The organism is Alicyclobacillus tolerans (assembly GCF_900142255.1).
Classification (GTDB): Bacteria; Bacillota; Bacilli; order Alicyclobacillales; family Alicyclobacillaceae; genus Alicyclobacillus_I; species Alicyclobacillus_I tolerans.
This window is the reverse complement of the sequence record NZ_FRAF01000002.1, coordinates 119,012-136,615: the sequence shown is the minus strand read 5'-3', so window position 1 is coordinate 136,615 and position 17,604 is coordinate 119,012. Positions and strand designations below refer to the sequence as shown.

The following is a 17,604-nucleotide window of genomic DNA, read 5'->3' as shown; positions in this document are numbered from 1 at the left end:
ATAGGTAGCAACTGCAACAATTAGTTGCGCAGCGGTTTACCCGTTTGCAACATGTGCTGCATACGAGCCTGTGTCTTCGGCTCACCAATCAAACTGAGGAATGCTTCTCGCTCCAAATCGAGTAAGTATTGTTCAGACACCAATGTACCGCGCGGCAAATCACCGCCAGTCAGAACATGAATCAATTTGTCGGCAATCTTGGCATCGTGATCAGAAATCTGCCCAGCCCATTTCATGCCATAAACTCCCGTCCGCAGCAGAGCTGCACCGGCTTGCCCCACTACAGGTATGGGCCGCTCTTGGCGAGGTTGATAGCCAGCATCCGCCATACTTCTGGCTATGACTTTGGCATCATGTAATAAATAATCACGATTGACAGAAATTCCGTCCGTCTGACGAAGGAATCCTAACTTACGCGCTTCTTTGGCACTCGTCGAAACTCTTGCTAGAGCAATGGTTTCAAAAACCGTACGCACATAATTATCCAAACGGTCTCCCAGTTGCTGTGGCACATTCTCGATTGCACGGATTAACAATTCTTTATTTCCGCCTCCGCCAGGAATCAGGCCCACACCTACCTCCACAAGTCCCATATAGGTTTCGGCTGATGCTTGAACGCGATCGGCAGGAAAACAAACTTCAGCGCCTCCGCCAAGCGCCAAAGCAAACGGAGCGGCAACAACAGGTTTGGGCAAATACTTTAACTGATAGAGCGTCTGTTGAAACTCATGAACAGCAAGATTCAAATCATCCCAATTTTCATCTTGAGCTTCCATGAGCATCATCATCAAATTGGCGCCAACACAGAAATTCGGAGCTTCGTTACCAATGACCAAACCATCCCAATTACGTTCCACTTCCTGAGTTGCAAAGCGAATCATCTGGGTGACATCTGTTCCAATAGCTTGTTTTAATGAATGGAATTCAAGACATACTATTCCATCTCCAATATCCACAAGACTGGCACCCGTATTTTTCTTAATGAGCTTACCTTGCAACTTTAATTTTTGCAGAGAAATTTGCTCAGGTTGCTCTTCAATCTGCCGATACTCACCATTTCCTACATAGAATCGGTTGTTTTGTGAAGCTTCTTGCTGATAAAAAGAGGTACATCCGCTCTTGAGTAACTGCTCAACAAACTCTGGTATGCGTTCTCCCTCACTGCGCATCCGTTCTACCGATTCTTTGAGCCCAAGAATATCCCATGTTTCATAAGGGCCTAATTCCCAATTGAAGCCCCATTTCATAGCTTCATCTACAGCCAGGATGGAATCTGCAATTTCCTCTTGTCTTTCTGCTGTATACAGTAAAACTCGTTTCAATATTTCCCAAACAAAAAGTGAAACTTGGTCTTTGCCATAAGCGAGTGCGCGGATTTTTTCCGGCAGTGTTTTGGCCGATCTCGCTACTTCAAAAGAGGAAGACTTAACCTTTTTACGAGGACGATATTCGAGAGTGTGGAGATCAAGCGCAAATATCTCTTTACCAGTCGATGTTTTCTCCCTCTTAAAAAAACCTTGTCCACTCTTCTCGCCAATCCAGCCTTTCTCAACCATGTTGAGAATATAGTCAGGTAGAGCAAATGCTGCTTTTTCTTGCTCATTGCTGACTGACTCTTGAACATTTTTTGCCACATGAACAAAAGTATCGAGCCCAACCAAATCTAAAGTACGAAATGTAGCACTTTTAGGGCGCCCTAGCACCGGACCAGTGACAGCATCTACTTCATCCACACCAAAGCCAAACTTCTCCATAGCCTGCAGAGTAGCTATCAACCCATAAGTGCCAATCCGATTGGCAATAAAGTTGGGTGTATCTTTGGCCAAAACCACGCCTTTGCCCAGAACCCGACTTCCGAATTCAGTCATATATGTTACAACTTCTGGCAACGTATCTGGACCAGGGATAATTTCAAGCAATTTCATATAGCGGGGAGGATTGAAGAAATGTGTACCAAGAAAACGCTGTCGAAAAGACAAAGGACAGTCACTTGACATAGCCGCGATGGAAATACCAGACGTATTCGTGGAAACAATCGTCTCATCCCCAACAACCTGAGCGACACTCTGCAAAACCTGCTTTTTAATCGCCAAATTTTCTATAACGGCTTCAATCACCCAGTCACACTCTTTAAGACGCTCCAAATGATCGGTTAGGTTCCCAACTTCAACCAAATGAGAGTCTTCTGTTGTATAAAAGGCTGCTGGCTTGGATTTTTTTGCAGTTTCCAATCCCTTTAAGGCAAAACGATTCCTCACTTGCCAAGATGACAGTGTCAGCCCTTTCTTTTTCTCCTCTTCTGTCAACTCCTTAGGCAGAATATCGAGCAGCAGAACAGGAATGCCTACATTGGCCAGATGAGCAGCAATTGCGGCGCCCATTACGCCAGCACCTAGAACTGCAGCTTTTTTAACTGAGAAACCCACGCTGATTGCCTCCTCACTTTACGAGCTGTATAACGCCCTCTTTTTCTGAGGACTCGGCCCTTCTTTCGATCCTACATTACGGACCGACCAGTCGGTAGATTAACTATTCTTATCTTACCACGCCTACACTCTTATGAACAGTTCTAAATGGAAAGAAGTTTGATTTGAAAAGAAAAAAATTTCTGCTTACAATTTGTTTTCTGAATGGATAGACAGAACTTTGATTGTAAGTTTTACAAGTTTTAATGGTATGCTTTATCTCAGATAAAATTACAGAAAGGATGGTACAAATGGCCGACTGCTTATTTTGCAAAATAATCACAGGCGACGTCCCTTCCGAGAAAGTCTTTGAAACAGAAAAAGTTTTAGCCTTTCGCGATATCCGGCCGCAGGCGCCCGTACATATCTTGATTATTCCAAAAGAGCATATCGCTTCTGCCCAGCAAATTAACGCCAGTAATTCTCAGGCAGTCGCTGATATTGCCGAAGTTATCCCGAAAATTGCCGAACAAGAAGGAATTTCCAAACAAGGTTACCGAATCGTAACCAATATCGGTTTCCACGGACAACAGACCGTCGAACATTTACATTATCATCTACTCGGCGGCCGACAACTCGGTTGGCCGCCAGGTTAACCCATGAAATCTGTATCATCCGCCATAGTTAGATAAATACGAAACACCTCCCGAGCTTTTAATCCGGGAGGTGTTCTTCCGCTTCAACAATATCCAGAGGAGGAATTTCACTGCCGTTCAACATCAGATGCGGCACAATCTTTGCGTTTAAGGAGGCGCTGGCAGAACAGTATTTTTCTTCACTTAAATGAATGGCACGCCAAACTTTAGCTGGTTGCAAGTCTCCTTCCAAATAGTAGGTCAAATGAATTTCCGTAAACGCCTGCGGTCTTTCTTCGCGACGATGTCCTACTGCTTCAATATGCATCTGTTTGACCGGTTGTCGCATACGCTCTAAGATTAAACTCATATCAATCCCAGTGCAGCCAACAAGCCCCATTAAAAGCAGCTCCATTGGCCGATTTCCTTGTCCGGTACCACCGTCTTCACGGCTAGCATCCATATACACCGTATTTCCAGACGGACCTTCCGCTTGAAAATGCCTTTGCCCGAGCCATTTAGCCTGCACTTTCATTTCCATTTTAATGCCCTCCTGCAGCCTATCAAACTTTTATCTTCACAACTCTCTAGCCATACGGGCATAGAAAAATTTCTCCATTCCTGCAACTACTTCTCCACCACTTGCAGCTTTCCTTTCAATGCAGGTTCAGGAATGCTGTTTTTATCTGAATAGTAATCAAATAGTCCCGTCTTTTCGGGAGAAAATGACACATCGACTGATTCTCCAGGACGAAGGTTTTGCGTAAAAATATAGAAAGCCGGGATAACAAGATTGTGAATTGACTTCCCACGATTCTCAATATGCAATTTTAATGGTTCAGATTCGACTGCACGAATGAATGAGGGACGAATTTGCTTATCCGTGATGACTACTTGAACTAAGGCAGAATTCGCCACCGCAGACATTTTAACAGCTGGATGATTGAATGCTGTAGAAAGAAAGGTAAGACAAAGTATGGAAGTGATGGTCCGTAGCAATCAACAAACACTCCTTTTATCGGCATGATTCCCGACATATCTTAGGGAATGTTGTTAGCTTGGACGAAAGTCATCAATTCCATGTCCAATCATGCAATTTTTTCCTCACTGCATGATTGTAGTACTCGGCAGCAGAGAGAGCACAAACAGGCCAATAAAAGAAAGTCCCATCCCTGTCAACGCTCCTGCCCACACATCACTGACATAGTGCAGACCACAGTAAATCCGTGAAAAAGCCAGAAGAATAGCAAGCACTAATAAAACCAATGCATATCCTGGAACAAATATAAAAGGTATGACCAGCGCAAAAGCACCCGTTGCATGATTGCTTGGAAATGATTCTCCAGGGTCGTGATCCAGCAGAGAACGCATGTACTGTTCTTCAAACGGTCGTTTGCGGCTAATCCAATGGCTAATAGGGTGATTCAACAATCTTCCTAGAACGGCACTGAGAATAGCTACCAAATCAAGCGATAACAGAGAATGATGGAACCAAGGCCGATTGGACAATCCAAACCCCATATTCAGCAAAAAAATAATGAACAGTATCAGCATTGGATTCCACTTGGCTATAACTTTCATCCATCCATCTATCCAAGCTATCCGGCCAACTTTATCAGATAGCCACTTGGCTACTGGCAAATCAATATTGAATACCGCCTGCAGCGTAATACCCTCCTAAATGAACAATCAAGAACTACAAATCAATTAAAAAATATGGTCTGGCTGTGGTGAATCGCTCCCTCGAACCATTTGATGAAGCAGATTTTCTTGAATGGACGCAGAAAACTTTGGCATATCCTCCAGCAGTACATCTACTTCATGATTTTTATTAAACGCCTGATAACTAAAGTTGCAACTGCCAATAAAAATTATCTTGCCATCATCAATATCTAAAATTTTAGCATGCATCAATTCTCCTTGATATGGACGATAGTAACGAACCGTTGCCCCCGCTTGCCGCAACTGACTGGCAGCTCGGCGCGAATATCGTTCGTTAGGATCCAATAAAATCTCAACCTGAACTCCTCGCGACAAATCACTTTCTAAAGCGCGAATGATCTCTCTACTGGACAAATCAAACGCTTCTATCTGCACAATTTGATGAGCACTAGACAGAGCCTCTAACATTGCAGGCTCAATAGAACGGTCGTAAATAAGCAAAGAATCCGTTACAGGCGCTTGTGCTGGGTAGCCACCTGCCCGTTGCCAATCAAAGAGAAAAAGTGAAAGAAAAGACTGAGAAGCATAAGGAAAATAGACAGAAGCGTCATTATTGGTCCAAGATGTTTGACCGAAATTCATTCCGCCCAAAAGTGCTTCACCATCACAGAGCAACATTTTAACATGCGAAATGCCACCAGAAATGTGTAACGATTTTACTGGTACATTGTTATTTTCCAGATAAGGGAGAGCCATTTGTTGAGAACTTTTTTCCGTGGAATCGATGACGACACGCACATCGACTCCACGGCGTTTAGCTTCCGCCAACGCCTGAAGAATCTCCGGATCGGACAATTCGTAAATGTCTAGATAAGATATGTGTTGGGCATGGTCAATCATCTGCAGAGCTACATTTCGTATGTCAGTCTTCCAGAGAAGTGTCAAATGTTTCTCAGTGACAGGAGGAATCGAAAATTCTTCATAGCGATGCGTTTCCGTACCACAGGCTACCAGAAATAACGTAAAAAACATACATAGAGTGGTTTGAACGATGCGTCTAAACTTAAATGGACCCAAACAGCCTACACCTTCACCTAGCAGGTCGACCTACTTTAAATTTGCGCTGAAGATAAGTTCGGCAATCATCGTTGATCACCTTTTCATTTTACATAATTTCACAAAATTATAAGAAGTTTTTGCATAGAAGATGGCCATTCAATTCAATGACTTGCGCTTTCACGCATATATAGCGTTGGCCATGAAAGCTACCGTATTTCATAAAGGTTACTAGAGACTTTTGGCAAATTTATTTTTTGTTCAAATAGACAGGTTCCGCATTTTCAAAAAGTAATCGGAAACGTCGCGATGTCTTGAGGAAGTCTAAAGGTGTATCAGATTTCAGATTTTCCCAAGGCACATTGTCTAAAATTTCTGCACTGCTATGTACAGAGTCACCATCTCGAATTTTCCCGTCTGGAAACTGTTCTTGCCAAAGTTTGTGCATAGCTTGATGAACACTATCCTGAAAATCCTGTACATGAAGACCGAAGAAGCGAAAAGAATCAATAGGAGACGCTTGCATTTCTTCTACAATAAACAAAAACCCTGCCAAAACATGTCTACAAAATGGATCCCCATCCTCGCATGTACAATGAGCTTTCTGCCGCCAAAGATGAACTGTCTGTTCATTAGGAACCACTGGCAAGCCCGCATGCTCAAGCCAATCCAGCCATTCCCCTCCCCACACGCCACTCAGCAATTCAGCATACCAATCAGGCCGTCGAGCAAGCCACTTGGCCATATGAGAAGCGTATGGACGCCAGTCGCCAAGCGCCGGTAGATGAAACTGTTCAATGCGCCGATAACCGCTCGCCAAAGCAACCGACCCCAGCCATTCACCACTTGAAAACCGCAATTGGACAATTTCTCCTTGCTTGAATCCTGTTTTGGCTCTGCGCAACCGGCTTTTATCGATCGCGGCAAAAAGCGGCTTCCAAAGGCGCTCGATGGTTGCTTGCCCATCCTGTCTGGCTTTCAATCTTCGTCCCCCCAAACCAGGCTGTTGTCCAGGCGAAACAGTTCTTGTAGTTCCTGATTGCCCATTTCCGTAAGCCAATGCTCTGAGCCACCGACTATTGCCTGCGACAATCCCCGCTTTTTTCTGAGCATCTCATCAATTCGCTCTTCAAGAGTACCTGCCGAAACTAATTTATGCACCTGAACATCCCGTGTTTGCCCCATCCGATGAACGCGATCGGTCGCTTGATCTTCTACGGCAGGATTCCACCATCGGTCAAAATGAAATACATGATTGGCTCGCGTTAAATTCAACCCTACACCACCAGCACGCAATGAAAGGATGAAAAAGGGAGAAACACTGCGCCCCGATTGATACTGCTCCACCATCTCACCGCGCATCCGGGCATTTAATCCACCGTGCAAGAAAAAAGGACGCTTACCAAATTGCTGTTCAATAGCTGTTGTAAGCAGTTCACCCATTTCTCTAAACTGAGTGAAAATCAGCGCTGCTTCCGACTCTTCAGCAACCTCCTGCAGGCGTTCCATCAAAAGTTTGAGCTTACCGGAACGTTTCACATCGACTGCCCCACCTAATACAAGTGCAGGATGATCACAAATTTGTTTGAGCCGAACTAAAGACGCTAAGATCTGTCCACGTCGTGACATACCTGCAGCACTTGGCAAACGACCAAATAATTGATCAATCACAGCTTGGTAAAGAGCCGCCTGCTCGGTGGTCAGCAGGGCATACTCAACACTTTCCCATTTCATCGGCAACTCTTCACGAATCGCAGGATCACTTTTGCGCCTACGCAACAGGACAGGTGATAATAAACGGCGCAAGCGCACCGCCGCTGGATGCTTCTCGTTTGCTTCATTCGCTTGGACAGAAAAATCAAATTGCTGGAGAAACCAATGCCTTGATCCGAGATATCCAGGATTAATAAAGGAGAATAGCGACCAGAGTTCTTCCAAGCGATTTTCTACAGGTGTGCCAGTAAGAGCAATGCGATGATAAGCATGCAAACGCGCCGCAGCTTGAGCTTGTTTGGTATGCAAATTTTTGATGTTTTGAGCTTCGTCCAAAATCACCGAATCCCATGAAATATTTTCAAATTCTGCTTGATCACGTACCAAAACTGTATACGTGGTAATCACCATTTGAATCCCTTGCTTTTGCAATTCACTCGCATCAAGATGTTCTCTACGCGTGGGTCCATGATGAATATAAAATTGAAATCCTGGTGCAAACCGTCTTAATTCGGATTTCCAATTTTGCAGAAGCGATGTGGGACAGACCAACAAATGGATTCCCTGAGAATCGCCACTCTCTGCAATATGTTGTAAGTAAGCAATGACCTGAATGGTTTTGCCTAGACCCATATCATCCGCAAGACAGGCTCCACAAGGAATGTTACGAAGATAGCAGAGCCAAGAAAAACCTTTTATTTGATAAGTTCGTAATCTACCTGCAAAAGATTTAGGTGTTGGAAGAAGCGGTGGATCTCCTGCTTGCACAAGCATCTTCAATATGCGACTGGCTGTGCTTGCCCCTTCTGCAAATTCAAACTCAAATTGAATCTGCTCATCTGATAAAGAATCCTGCAATAGGGCGGCTTGCGCCATTTGAAGCGTACTTGCGGTTTCTTTTCCATCTGTTTCTAAACCAGCCAAACGAATCCGTTCAAGTATCTCTTCAATCGGTATAATTTTCCACACACCCTGCAACTGCAGTAGTGATTTTTTCTCTTCTACTAAATTCATGAATTCTTTACGCGATATGACTTGATTGTCAATAACTACTGTCCAGTCAAACTCAACCAACGGAAGCGCCGGGACTACAGATTTGGTCGATCCGCCAGTTACACGGCCTGTTTTCTTTTTAACACTTGACTGTACCTGTACGCGTATTTGTATGTCCTTTGCTATCTCAGCCAACCCTTCCACACGCACAGGAAAGCCAGCGGAACGTAAAGCGGGCAGGATTTGGTCAATCCATTCCAGTAAATATTGTGAGGCAATTTCTGCACATGTAGGTACTGCTTCAGAAAGGGATTTTGCTATTGCAGGATCAATCTGAGCCGCTTGATAAAGTTGCTGCCAAACCCAAGTCTCCGGATGTTGCAAGTAGTCTTTTCCAAACAGTCCCTCACGTTTTTGTGAAGTGTATAATTCAGACATGGATACTCTTTCTTCAGGCCAAAACCGATGAACCCATTCAAATTGCAGTTGCCAAATATCCGAGGGCGCAACAGGTGGCCGCAAAGCAAATCCCAAGCGATAAAAAGCACTCCCTGAAGTATCCCCGAGCTCATCGGTTCCCCATGCGGAACCTTCAATTTCTTGGCGCAACGCTCTGCAAAGCAGCCAGCCATCTGCCGCAAACAGTTTCTGATAAGGTTGTGAAAGCGCTTCTTGCCAAGCATTCAATATCTCCTGTTCGCCTCGATAAAGCACTCGATAATTATAGGTTCGATTAGCAGCATTGGGTGTCTCTGCAACTCCAGTTGCAAATTTTTGTATAAACCAACGAATGATCTCCAAAAGCACGGTGTCCACTAACTGCATTGCATCCACAAGCGGTTGGCTAGATTCCATCAAAACAGCTACACTGCTAATAATCCTGCGACGAATACTTCTTGCCACAGGATTTCGCCATGTTGGCAACCACAGCCCCACAAACGGTTGCCCTTGCAAATAGAGATTTGGAACAGCATCGTCACGTGCTGCAATTTGTCGCGCTAATTGAAATGTATCTAAAAGCGACGCAGTCACCGGTACTGCAAAAGCACAAACTTCCTCATCCTTGAGGAGGCTTTCTGCCAATTGCAGGCACGCATCAATCCAGGAATCGTCCCTTTCCTTGGTGTTTAAATAATCGTCGAGTGTACAGGAATGTGAAATACCTGTTAACTCGTCCCTCCAGACAACGCTTCCTGGCTTCTGGATATTACTGCCGCATCGATAGGTGACAGGGTTAGCATATAATTTCCAGGACAAGCCATCCGTTGCAATTTGCGTCATCTTCTACCCTCTCGTTTCAAAGCTGATTATTCCATCTTACCACGATTTAACGATTCTATGTCCCTTTTCTCTGTCGTAAAAATAAATACATGAGCCTAAAAGAAACGGGAGTTGACCTTAGAATGAGCATTATCACCACCTGGGTCATAGACTTTTTTGTAGCCATGGGACTTGTGGTAGGAGGTAGCCTATGCGGAGGTTTAGCCACGATTCTCACCCACTCACGCCCCCCTTTGACAACCATGCTCGATCTCGCTGAACAACTAAAAATCTGGGCACTAGTTACGACACTTGGCGGAACCATGGATACGCTTCGCGTTTTGGAAGTCAGTTTGTTTGGGATGAATCTAGGGCCTCTCATGCGACAAGCCACCTATCTATTCGCAGCATTGCTTGGTTGCCAAGCAGGGTATCTTTTGATACGTTTCCTGGCTGGAAGTGATATTCTTTGAAAGTAAGAGAACGCCTCGCTTGGTTTTGTCTCGGCTTACTCATGGGGGCTCTAACACTCTTTGTTATGCAAAGTCGTGAAATCAATGACTTGTATCTGAAGGCTGCAAAGTCTAACATCATTATCAGTGAACTCAAAGAAGAAAATGCGCGGATGTATGTTCAACTGCATAATCCTTCGCAAACTCTGATACAGAGCATTCGTGTGGAATGTTCAGTTCCAGGCAACAATGAAGCCGTAGCCATGATTGGATCGCGCTACGCCAAAGAACAACTCACTTTTTTAATTGGCCGGGAATTGGACATCCTCATGCGTAGTCCCACCATTCCCGAGCGTATTCTTAATGGGCAAACTTTTATGGCCCTGGGTCGAAAATACCAAATTCGAGTGACAATGGTGGTACTTGGCGAAGTCATTTATGTGCAGTTGCGGGCTAGTCCTGCGGCATAATAGTGGAGTGAACATAGTGGCGTTATTTAGTGAAATGTCGAAAGAAGAATTGCAAAAAGAAATGAAATTGCTGCAAGAAAAAGGACAACGTGCGTTTGATGAACAAAATTGGAGTGCCTATGAAGTTTACATGACCCAATGGTATCTGGCTAAATCGTATGAGATGCTTCCAGAAAATCAAGTGGAGGTAGGTAAAACATATAAAATTGCCGAAGAAATCAATGAATGGTTTACCGTGACAGGCCTGGAAGGAGTCATGGCCTGGGGGTTTCGCGAATCGACAGGAGAAACGGAAGCTCTACCTATTGCCCGACTTGAAGAAATAGAAGAGTAAAAGAACTCGCTCACGGTTGCTTAGATGATCCGTGAGCGAGTTATTTGCTTCAAAAAATACCTGACCGCCCGCCCCGACTTAAAAATTGATCAGCATAGCTTCTAACGATTTAGAGGCTTGATTCAATACTTCTACAGCATCTTCTCTTACAGCAACCAAATCTTCGATACGAACGCCAAATTTTCCAGGTAAATAGATCCCTGGTTCTATGCTCATAACCATTCCTGGAACAATGATTTGTTCATTTCCTTGCATGACAAAAGGCGCTTCATGAATATCAATACCCACTCCATGACCCGTACGATGTGTGAAATACGCACCATATCCAGCACTTTCAATGACCTGCCGCACAGCATCATCCACTGAACCCAGACTTTTCCCAGGCTGGACCGCCTCAATACCAGCCTGCTGAGCCGCTAAAACCACTTGATAAACCTCACGCATCTCCATACTTGGTTCACCAAGTATAAAAGTGCGCGTAATATCACTGCAATAATGCTGATAAATGCCCCCGGTATCGACAATCAGTGTAGAATGTTCCAATTTGGCGGTTCCGGGCTCATGATGAGGAGCTGAACCATGATGGGCAGTAGCCACAATAGGTGGAAAAGACATACCCATGGAGCCCACTTTTGTCCATAACTCCGCTAATTTCTGTGCAATTTCTGCTTCACTTGCTTCAGGATGAAAAAAGAATCGAATTTCCTCCACCACTTTATCTGCCATACGGCTTGCTGTTCGCAGTAAATCCAGTTCATCTGAAGATTTCACCATTCGCAACGGCTCAACAAGCGGATCGACTGAAAAAAGACGCAATGAAGAGTTCTCTTTTAAAATTTGCAACAAGTGTGCCGAACGCCAGTGCCCGTCTATAGCTAAAGTATCGCCTGGCACCTGATGAAGAAGACGTGAATAAGGAGACTCTCCATCACGATAGGTTTCATATTCATGATGATCCGCAACTTCGCCTGCAAACATTTCGTGCAACAGTAAAAATGAATGTCCATCTGACGTAACAAGCAGGGCAACCACTCGTTCACCTGCTTCCACATAAAAGCCAGCAAAATAGTATAAATTGGCTGGAGAAGCTAATATAGCCGCCGAATAACCGCATTGATGTAACTGATGGGAAAGTTTTTGACGTCTGGTTTCGTAGAGAGTTGTCATTCATGCACCCCCAAATATACCAAATTTTTCATACCCAAATACTCCGCCTATTTCAAACTGGGACGCGGCAGATGAAAAATATCGGTCGTTCTCGCATAAGCATCCCCCGCCAACCTTGCTACAGGCTGTAACGCTTCTAGCAAAATATGTCGCCCATCATAGACGCTGTCATCTACATGTAAAAAAATCACTTCTCCAATGACTAATGAACCAGCGCCTTCTTCATCGCCAAAATGTAAAATATCTACTTTGCGACATTCCATATGCACCAAACTTTCTGCTACACCCGGTGGTTTTACCCGTTGGCTGGGTCTTGGTGTTAACCCCGCGACTTCAAATTCATCTACTTCAAAATCATACTCAGGAGATGTCAAATTCATTTTTTCCACCAAAGACTCAGAAACAATGTTAATAACAAATTCGCCCGTTTCCTCTATGTTCAACAAAGTATCCTTTTTCTCTAAATTCCCCATTTTTCGCATAGGAGCAAAGGAAACAATGAATGGTTTAGGACAGACGCCATTAAAAAATGAAAACGCGGCTAAATTTCGTTGACCATCTTGACTGACTGTAGAGACAAACGCAATGGGTCTTGGCACGATAGTACCAATCAAAAGTCGATAATTTTCTATGGCTGATAATTGACTAGGGTTAAAATCCATACCTTCCAATCCCTTCTCTTTTTATCTACCTTGAAAATTCGGCTTTCTCTTTTCTAAAAACGCTCGAACGCCTTCCGCCACATCTTCCGTAGCAAAACATCGTTGAATGAGTTGGTACTCTTCCCGCAACTGAGTCTGCAAATCCGCATCGACCGCATGGTGCAACAGTCGCTTGCTCAATGTCATAGCGATGGGCGCATGCTCAGCTAGATTAGTAGCGTAAGCCATCACTCTGGACATAAACTCACCATCAGCAAACACTTCATTCACCAAGCCCACTTGTTCCGCTTCCATAGAAGATATGTCTCTTCCCGACAATATCCATTCACTGGCTCTTGTCCAACCAATCAAACGTGGCAAGAAATAGCTCATCCCTGCATCCGGCGATAGTCCTCTCCGTATGTATCCCGTAGTCAATTTGGCTGAAGTAGCCATAAATCGCAAATCACAAGCAAGTGCCATCGCCATTCCCGCCCCCGCAGCTATACCATTGATGGCTGCAATCACTGGCTTGTCACATTCTCGAATCGCCAACGCTAAATGTCCAACCCACCCCAACGGATCGAGAGACTGATGACGTGTTATCCCATGCCGCATGGACTCAACGGTACTTAAATCGAGTCCACTACAAAATCCTTTGCCCGATCCGGTCAAAACGATGACACGCACTGCGTCATTGGCAGAAGCTGCCCGCAAAGCATTGATTAGATTAGAAGAAAGATCTCCATTCACTGCGTTATACGTCTCTGGACGGTTTAACGTCAAAAGACGTACACCATCCTTATCATCTTCCAGTAACACTGACTGACTGTTCAACTCTTCCATAGCCACTCCGCTCCCTCTTCATGTATCTGTTTTCACATTCCTCAGAATAAACCGAAACAAGGCAGAAAAAAAGAGCAAGGCGTATTGCATACTCGCAATATGCCTTGCCCAACATTCCCCATATCCTAAGTGCATCTAACATTTTGAAACGAATAGAATTCAATCTATTATACTTCTACAGCCAATTCACCAATTTCTTCTGCTTCTTTGTCCGTCGAGAAATCTGGAACACGCAGACGGCTAGCTACACCCCAGTAATAGAAGACAAGCGAACCGACACCAACCACGATTGAATCCCACCATGGACCCGGAATAATAGGCTTTTTCAGGGGTCCAAAAGAACCTATATACGACATGACACCAAGGAACAAATAGTAAACGATAACCCAAATGCCGGATTTCCAGTCCCTCTTTAAGCGAGTTATTGAATCTGGACCTTTATCCATGAATGCGAGATACAGCACCAAAGAGCCAATGGTCATGCTGATCAGTAATTTGTCTACAGTCCATCCTGTCCAATAGACAATCCAGCTACCTGCAATAAATGCTAGTGGTGCAATGATACTCATTCCGCCCAGTCTAAATGGACGTTTGAGTTCAGGTGCAGCACGCCGCATAGCCGCTGCCGAAACCGGACCAAATACATAAGTCAATACAGTTGCCGAAGTTACTGCGCCAACAAGTCCCTGCCAAGAGTGAAAGTTGCCCGGAAGAATCCAAACAATGGAGAGGATAAAACTTAACCAGAGAGCTGGTCTGGGCAATCCTGTCTTTTTGTTCAATTTACCAAAGATAGAATAAAAATATCCGTTACGCGACCATGCAAAGAGAACACGAGCTGTCGAAGACAAATAGATGTTGCCTGTACCTGCTGGCGAGATAACGGCGTCAATAAAGAGCAGCGAAGCCAGCCAGCCAAACCCAAGAGTCATGGCTAAATTAGCAAACGGTGAATTAAAGTTAACTGCCGCCCACCCTTTCGTCAAATCGGCAGCAGGCATTGCGCCTACAAAAGAAACTTGCAACAAAATATAAATAATAGCGCCAAGAGATATGGCCAAGATGATAGCAAGAGGAACATTGCGTTGCGGATTCTTTGCTTCGCCAGCAAAGTCTATCGCTTGACGGAATCCAAGAAATGCAAAGACAATACCTGCAGTGGAGACTGCAGAGAATATGCCTTTTACTCCTCCAGGACTTGCTCCGCCAGCCGCAAAACTCGCCGGATGCATATTGAATAACAAAATGATGAGTGTGAGTAACGGAAGAATGAATTTCAAAGCTGTCACAATAGAATTAATCTTACCAAAAACTTGCACACTCCAATAATTCAGCAAGAAGAAGAGAACAAGGAAAGCAATCTCAAGAATGAGTCCTGCTAGAGTATAGTTGTTGCTGCCTTTTACTGATAATCCAGGGAGATAATACGTGGCGTACTGACGCACAGCCTGTGCCTCGATGCCAGCCACACTGGAATACGCTAACAATGAAGCGAATCCCATAATATAGCCAACCAGTGAACCGTGCGTATATTCCGGGTAACGGATAATACCTCCGGTACGTGGCAACGCAGCACCCAACTCAGCGTATACCAAACCAATAAACATAACGGCGATGGCACCAAACACCCAAGCAATCCAAGCTTCTGAACCAGCCAATTGAGCACCAGACTGAGAAGCAAAAAGCCATCCAGAACCTATTATGGCACCAAGACCCAAAAAGGTTAAATCAGCCAAAGTAAGCGCTTTTTTTAACTTCCCTTGACTCGCCATTGAGACACCCCTTTCTCACATACCCTTTTGACAAGCGTTCATATTTTGCTAACATTCATAGCTTTTGAACCTATATTAATCTGGCTATCACCCGCCTTCGTAGTGGTTGTTTGCCAAGCGCTTGCTTGTTCCGCTTAGTGAAACAACCGAATAGGACTTGGTGATAATTCTATGCGAATTTATCAGATAAATCAAATGTTTGAGTGCATTCAATTATCAAGAAAGTTTTGGGAATCCCAATTTTTTAACTACACAGAACGAATTAACGAAACATACCTTTTAAGACAAAACCGACGTTGGCCGGCCGTTCCGCCAGACGCCGCATGAAATAACCATACCAGTCATCACCGTATGGAACATAAATGCGCAATGGATGGCCTTCATCGGATAATTGCTGCTGTAAATTGACACGAATACCGTATAGCATTTGAAATTCATACTTATCTTTAGAAATCTGGTGTCGTTCAATAAATGATTTACAGTGTTCAATTATAGCTTCATCATGGGTTGCAATCGCAGTCAGTCCTGGTGAAAGTAGATGGGCTTCCACCATTTTTATATAATTAGCATCTACATCCGCTTTCTCAGGGTAAGCCACAGACTCTGGCTCCTTATATGCCCCCTTGACAATGCGTAAAGATGCACCTTTGCTGGCCAAACGGAGCAAATCATCCATACTGCGGTAGAGATACGCCTGCAATACAGTCATGACATTAGGATACTCAGACAATAACTCTTCAAAAATATCCAGCGTTACTTGACAACGCGCGCTGTCCTCCATATCTATGTTAACAACAATACCATACAGCAACGCTTTATCCAGTATTTTCCTCATATTCTCCATACAAAGTTCACGCGATATATCTAACCCAAGTTGCGTCATTTTTAAGGAAAGCGTGGATTTTACCTGATGTTGGTGAATCGCTTCCAGCGCTTGCAGACAATCGTCAGCTGCTTTCCGCGCCTCTTTTTCGTCTGCTACAAATTCACCTAGATGATCGAGTGTTGCAGTCATATGGCGCATGTTTAATTCCCGCACAACACGAATCGCATCTGTAATTTGTTCTCCAGCCACAAACCGTTGAGCACCCAATTTATGTCCATAGCGCTGTGCCCATCGATTAGCAGATTGATTTTTAACTAATGCCTGGAAAAATGCACGCAATAATTCTTCCATTCAAAATAATCCTCCTAGAAAATAAACTTAGGCGTCTTTATCCTTACGCACCATTGGAAGAATTTTATCCAATCCAACCTTGTGCTCTGGTTGTTGCGTTTCAGGTACATGAACATCAAACCGTTCAAGAAAATCAATCACTTCTTTAGTAATTGCCGTAGGAGTGGAGGCACCTGCAGTAACCGCCACCTTCCTGGCTCCCTGTAACCATGAAAGTTGAATTTCACTGACATCAGCAATTCGATAGGCAGGCACATGGGCTATTTCTATAGCAACTTGAGCTAAACGATTGGAATTATTACTGCGCGGATCACCCACCACCAGGCAAAGATCTGCTCCTTTAGCCTGCTCTGCCACTGCCTGCTGTCTCGTTTGTGTGGCCAGACAAATCTCATTATGCACTTCTGCTTGTGGGTATCGTTGCAGTAACGCCTCAGTCAAGGCTTTTGTGTCCCACTGACTCATGGTTGTCTGGTTCGTAATCACTAATTTGTTTGCGGTTACTTGCAATCGTTCAATGTCTTGCTCGCTTTCAATAAGATGTACTTTACCTGGAGCAACTCCCATTGCACCTTCTGGTTCAGGATGACCTTTACGTCCAATATAGAGAATTTCATAGCCCTGCGTAGTTTTTTCACGAATCAGATCATGTGTGCGGGTGACATCCGGACACGTGGCGTCTAAAACTGTCAACCCACGCTCTCGAGCACGTTCCTTGACTTCTGGCGAAACGCCATGCGCTGTAAAAATCACTGTTCCTTCGGAAATTTGTTCCAGAAGCTGCATACGATTCGCACCATCTAATGTTTGAATCCCCAGTTTAGAGAATGCTTCCACGACGTGTGCGTTGTGCACAATCATTCCCAAAATGTAAATTGGCCTTGGCAAGGAAGGATTGTCTGCTGCCTGTCTGGCGAGTACCATGGCATCCACAACGCCATAGCAATAGCCGCGAGGACTGATTTTAATCACTTCCATTTTCTTCACCTCCAATGATAAGCTGATGAGCGAATTGAAAGCC

17 protein-coding genes are annotated in these 17,604 nt (G+C 44.4%); 4 read left to right on the top strand and 13 right to left on the bottom strand.

The genetic code is table 11. The annotated features are described in order from the left end of the window. Positions 1–20: 20 nt before the first annotated feature. Positions 21–2,426: a 3-hydroxyacyl-CoA dehydrogenase/enoyl-CoA hydratase family protein gene (locus BUA75_RS01880; RefSeq protein WP_072872881.1), complete on the bottom strand. Its 2,406-nt coding sequence runs from the start codon at positions 2,424–2,426 to the stop codon at positions 21–23. Positions 2,427–2,716: 290 nt separating this feature from the next. On the opposite strand from BUA75_RS01880, the gene BUA75_RS01875 reads away from it, so the two are divergent. Continuing rightward, on the top strand, positions 2,717–3,061 hold the full coding sequence (locus tag BUA75_RS01875; protein WP_072872880.1) for a histidine triad nucleotide-binding protein: 345 nt from the start codon (positions 2,717–2,719) through the stop codon (positions 3,059–3,061). Between the two features lie 58 nt (positions 3,062–3,119). On the opposite strand, the gene BUA75_RS01870 is transcribed toward BUA75_RS01875, so the two are convergent. From BUA75_RS01870 to BUA75_RS01845, 6 genes are all read right to left on the bottom strand, one after another. Beyond that, positions 3,120–3,581 (bottom strand): OsmC family protein, encoded by a 462-nt coding sequence (locus BUA75_RS01870; RefSeq protein WP_072872879.1) that lies wholly within the window; start codon positions 3,579–3,581, stop codon positions 3,120–3,122. An 86-nt stretch (positions 3,582–3,667) separates the two neighbouring features. Next, entirely contained in the window at positions 3,668–4,039 is a 372-nt protein-coding gene (locus BUA75_RS01865) for a cupredoxin domain-containing protein (RefSeq protein ID WP_072872878.1), read from the bottom strand. Positions 4,040–4,144: 105 nt separating this feature from the next. Continuing rightward, complete coding sequence (locus BUA75_RS01860; RefSeq protein ID WP_072872877.1) at positions 4,145–4,681, bottom strand: phosphatase PAP2 family protein; 537 nt, start codon at positions 4,679–4,681, stop codon at positions 4,145–4,147. 66 nt (positions 4,682–4,747) lie between these two features. Further along, positions 4,748–5,779: a phospholipase D-like domain-containing protein gene (locus tag BUA75_RS01855; protein WP_129583477.1), complete on the bottom strand. Its 1,032-nt coding sequence runs from the start codon at positions 5,777–5,779 to the stop codon at positions 4,748–4,750. A 229-nt stretch (positions 5,780–6,008) separates the two neighbouring features. Further along, positions 6,009–6,740, bottom strand: coding sequence for a hypothetical protein (locus tag BUA75_RS01850; protein WP_072872876.1), 732 nt, complete (start codon positions 6,738–6,740; stop codon positions 6,009–6,011). Further along, a complete protein-coding gene (locus tag BUA75_RS01845; RefSeq protein WP_072872875.1) occupies positions 6,737–9,745 on the bottom strand; it encodes a DEAD/DEAH box helicase in 3,009 nt (1,002 codons plus the stop codon). The genes BUA75_RS01850 and BUA75_RS01845 overlap by 4 nt, the downstream gene beginning before the upstream one ends. 122 nt (positions 9,746–9,867) lie before the next feature. Between BUA75_RS01845 and BUA75_RS01840 the strand changes: the two genes are divergently transcribed. Genes BUA75_RS01840 through BUA75_RS01830 form a run of 3 tightly spaced genes read left to right on the top strand, consistent with a single transcriptional unit; the run spans position 9,868 to position 10,980 of the window. After that, positions 9,868–10,197, top strand: a complete 330-nt coding sequence (locus tag BUA75_RS01840) for a YtrH family sporulation protein (RefSeq protein ID WP_072872874.1) — start codon at positions 9,868–9,870, stop codon at positions 10,195–10,197. A gap of 41 nt (positions 10,198–10,238) precedes the next feature. Next, entirely contained in the window at positions 10,239–10,646 is a 408-nt protein-coding gene (locus BUA75_RS01835) for a hypothetical protein (RefSeq protein ID WP_129583476.1), read from the top strand. Between the two features lie 16 nt (positions 10,647–10,662). After that, positions 10,663–10,980 (top strand): DUF1811 family protein, encoded by a 318-nt coding sequence (locus BUA75_RS01830; RefSeq protein ID WP_238413509.1) that lies wholly within the window; start codon positions 10,663–10,665, stop codon positions 10,978–10,980. Positions 10,981–11,058: 78 nt separating this feature from the next. Here the strand turns inward: BUA75_RS01830 and BUA75_RS01825 are convergent, their stop codons facing one another. From BUA75_RS01825 to BUA75_RS01800, 6 genes are all read right to left on the bottom strand, one after another. Then, a complete protein-coding gene (locus BUA75_RS01825; protein ID WP_072872871.1) occupies positions 11,059–12,147 on the bottom strand; it encodes a M24 family metallopeptidase in 1,089 nt (362 codons plus the stop codon). A gap of 47 nt (positions 12,148–12,194) precedes the next feature. Further along, positions 12,195–12,809 carry a flavin reductase family protein gene (locus BUA75_RS01820; protein WP_072872870.1) on the bottom strand — a complete coding sequence of 205 codons (615 nt, stop codon included), beginning with the start codon at positions 12,807–12,809 and terminating at the stop codon, positions 12,195–12,197. A 21-nt stretch (positions 12,810–12,830) separates the two neighbouring features. Then, positions 12,831–13,634: an enoyl-CoA hydratase/isomerase family protein gene (locus BUA75_RS01815; protein WP_072872921.1), complete on the bottom strand. Its 804-nt coding sequence runs from the start codon at positions 13,632–13,634 to the stop codon at positions 12,831–12,833. Positions 13,635–13,801: 167 nt separating this feature from the next. Further along, complete coding sequence (locus BUA75_RS01810) at positions 13,802–15,406, bottom strand: APC family permease (protein WP_072872869.1); 1,605 nt, start codon at positions 15,404–15,406, stop codon at positions 13,802–13,804. 262 nt (positions 15,407–15,668) lie between these two features. Further along, positions 15,669–16,583, bottom strand: a complete 915-nt coding sequence (locus BUA75_RS01805) for a proline dehydrogenase family protein (RefSeq protein WP_072872868.1) — start codon at positions 16,581–16,583, stop codon at positions 15,669–15,671. A gap of 27 nt (positions 16,584–16,610) precedes the next feature. Continuing rightward, positions 16,611–17,561 carry a 4-hydroxy-3-methylbut-2-enyl diphosphate reductase gene (locus tag BUA75_RS01800; protein ID WP_072872867.1) on the bottom strand — a complete coding sequence of 317 codons (951 nt, stop codon included), beginning with the start codon at positions 17,559–17,561 and terminating at the stop codon, positions 16,611–16,613. Positions 17,562–17,604 lie beyond the last annotated feature (43 nt).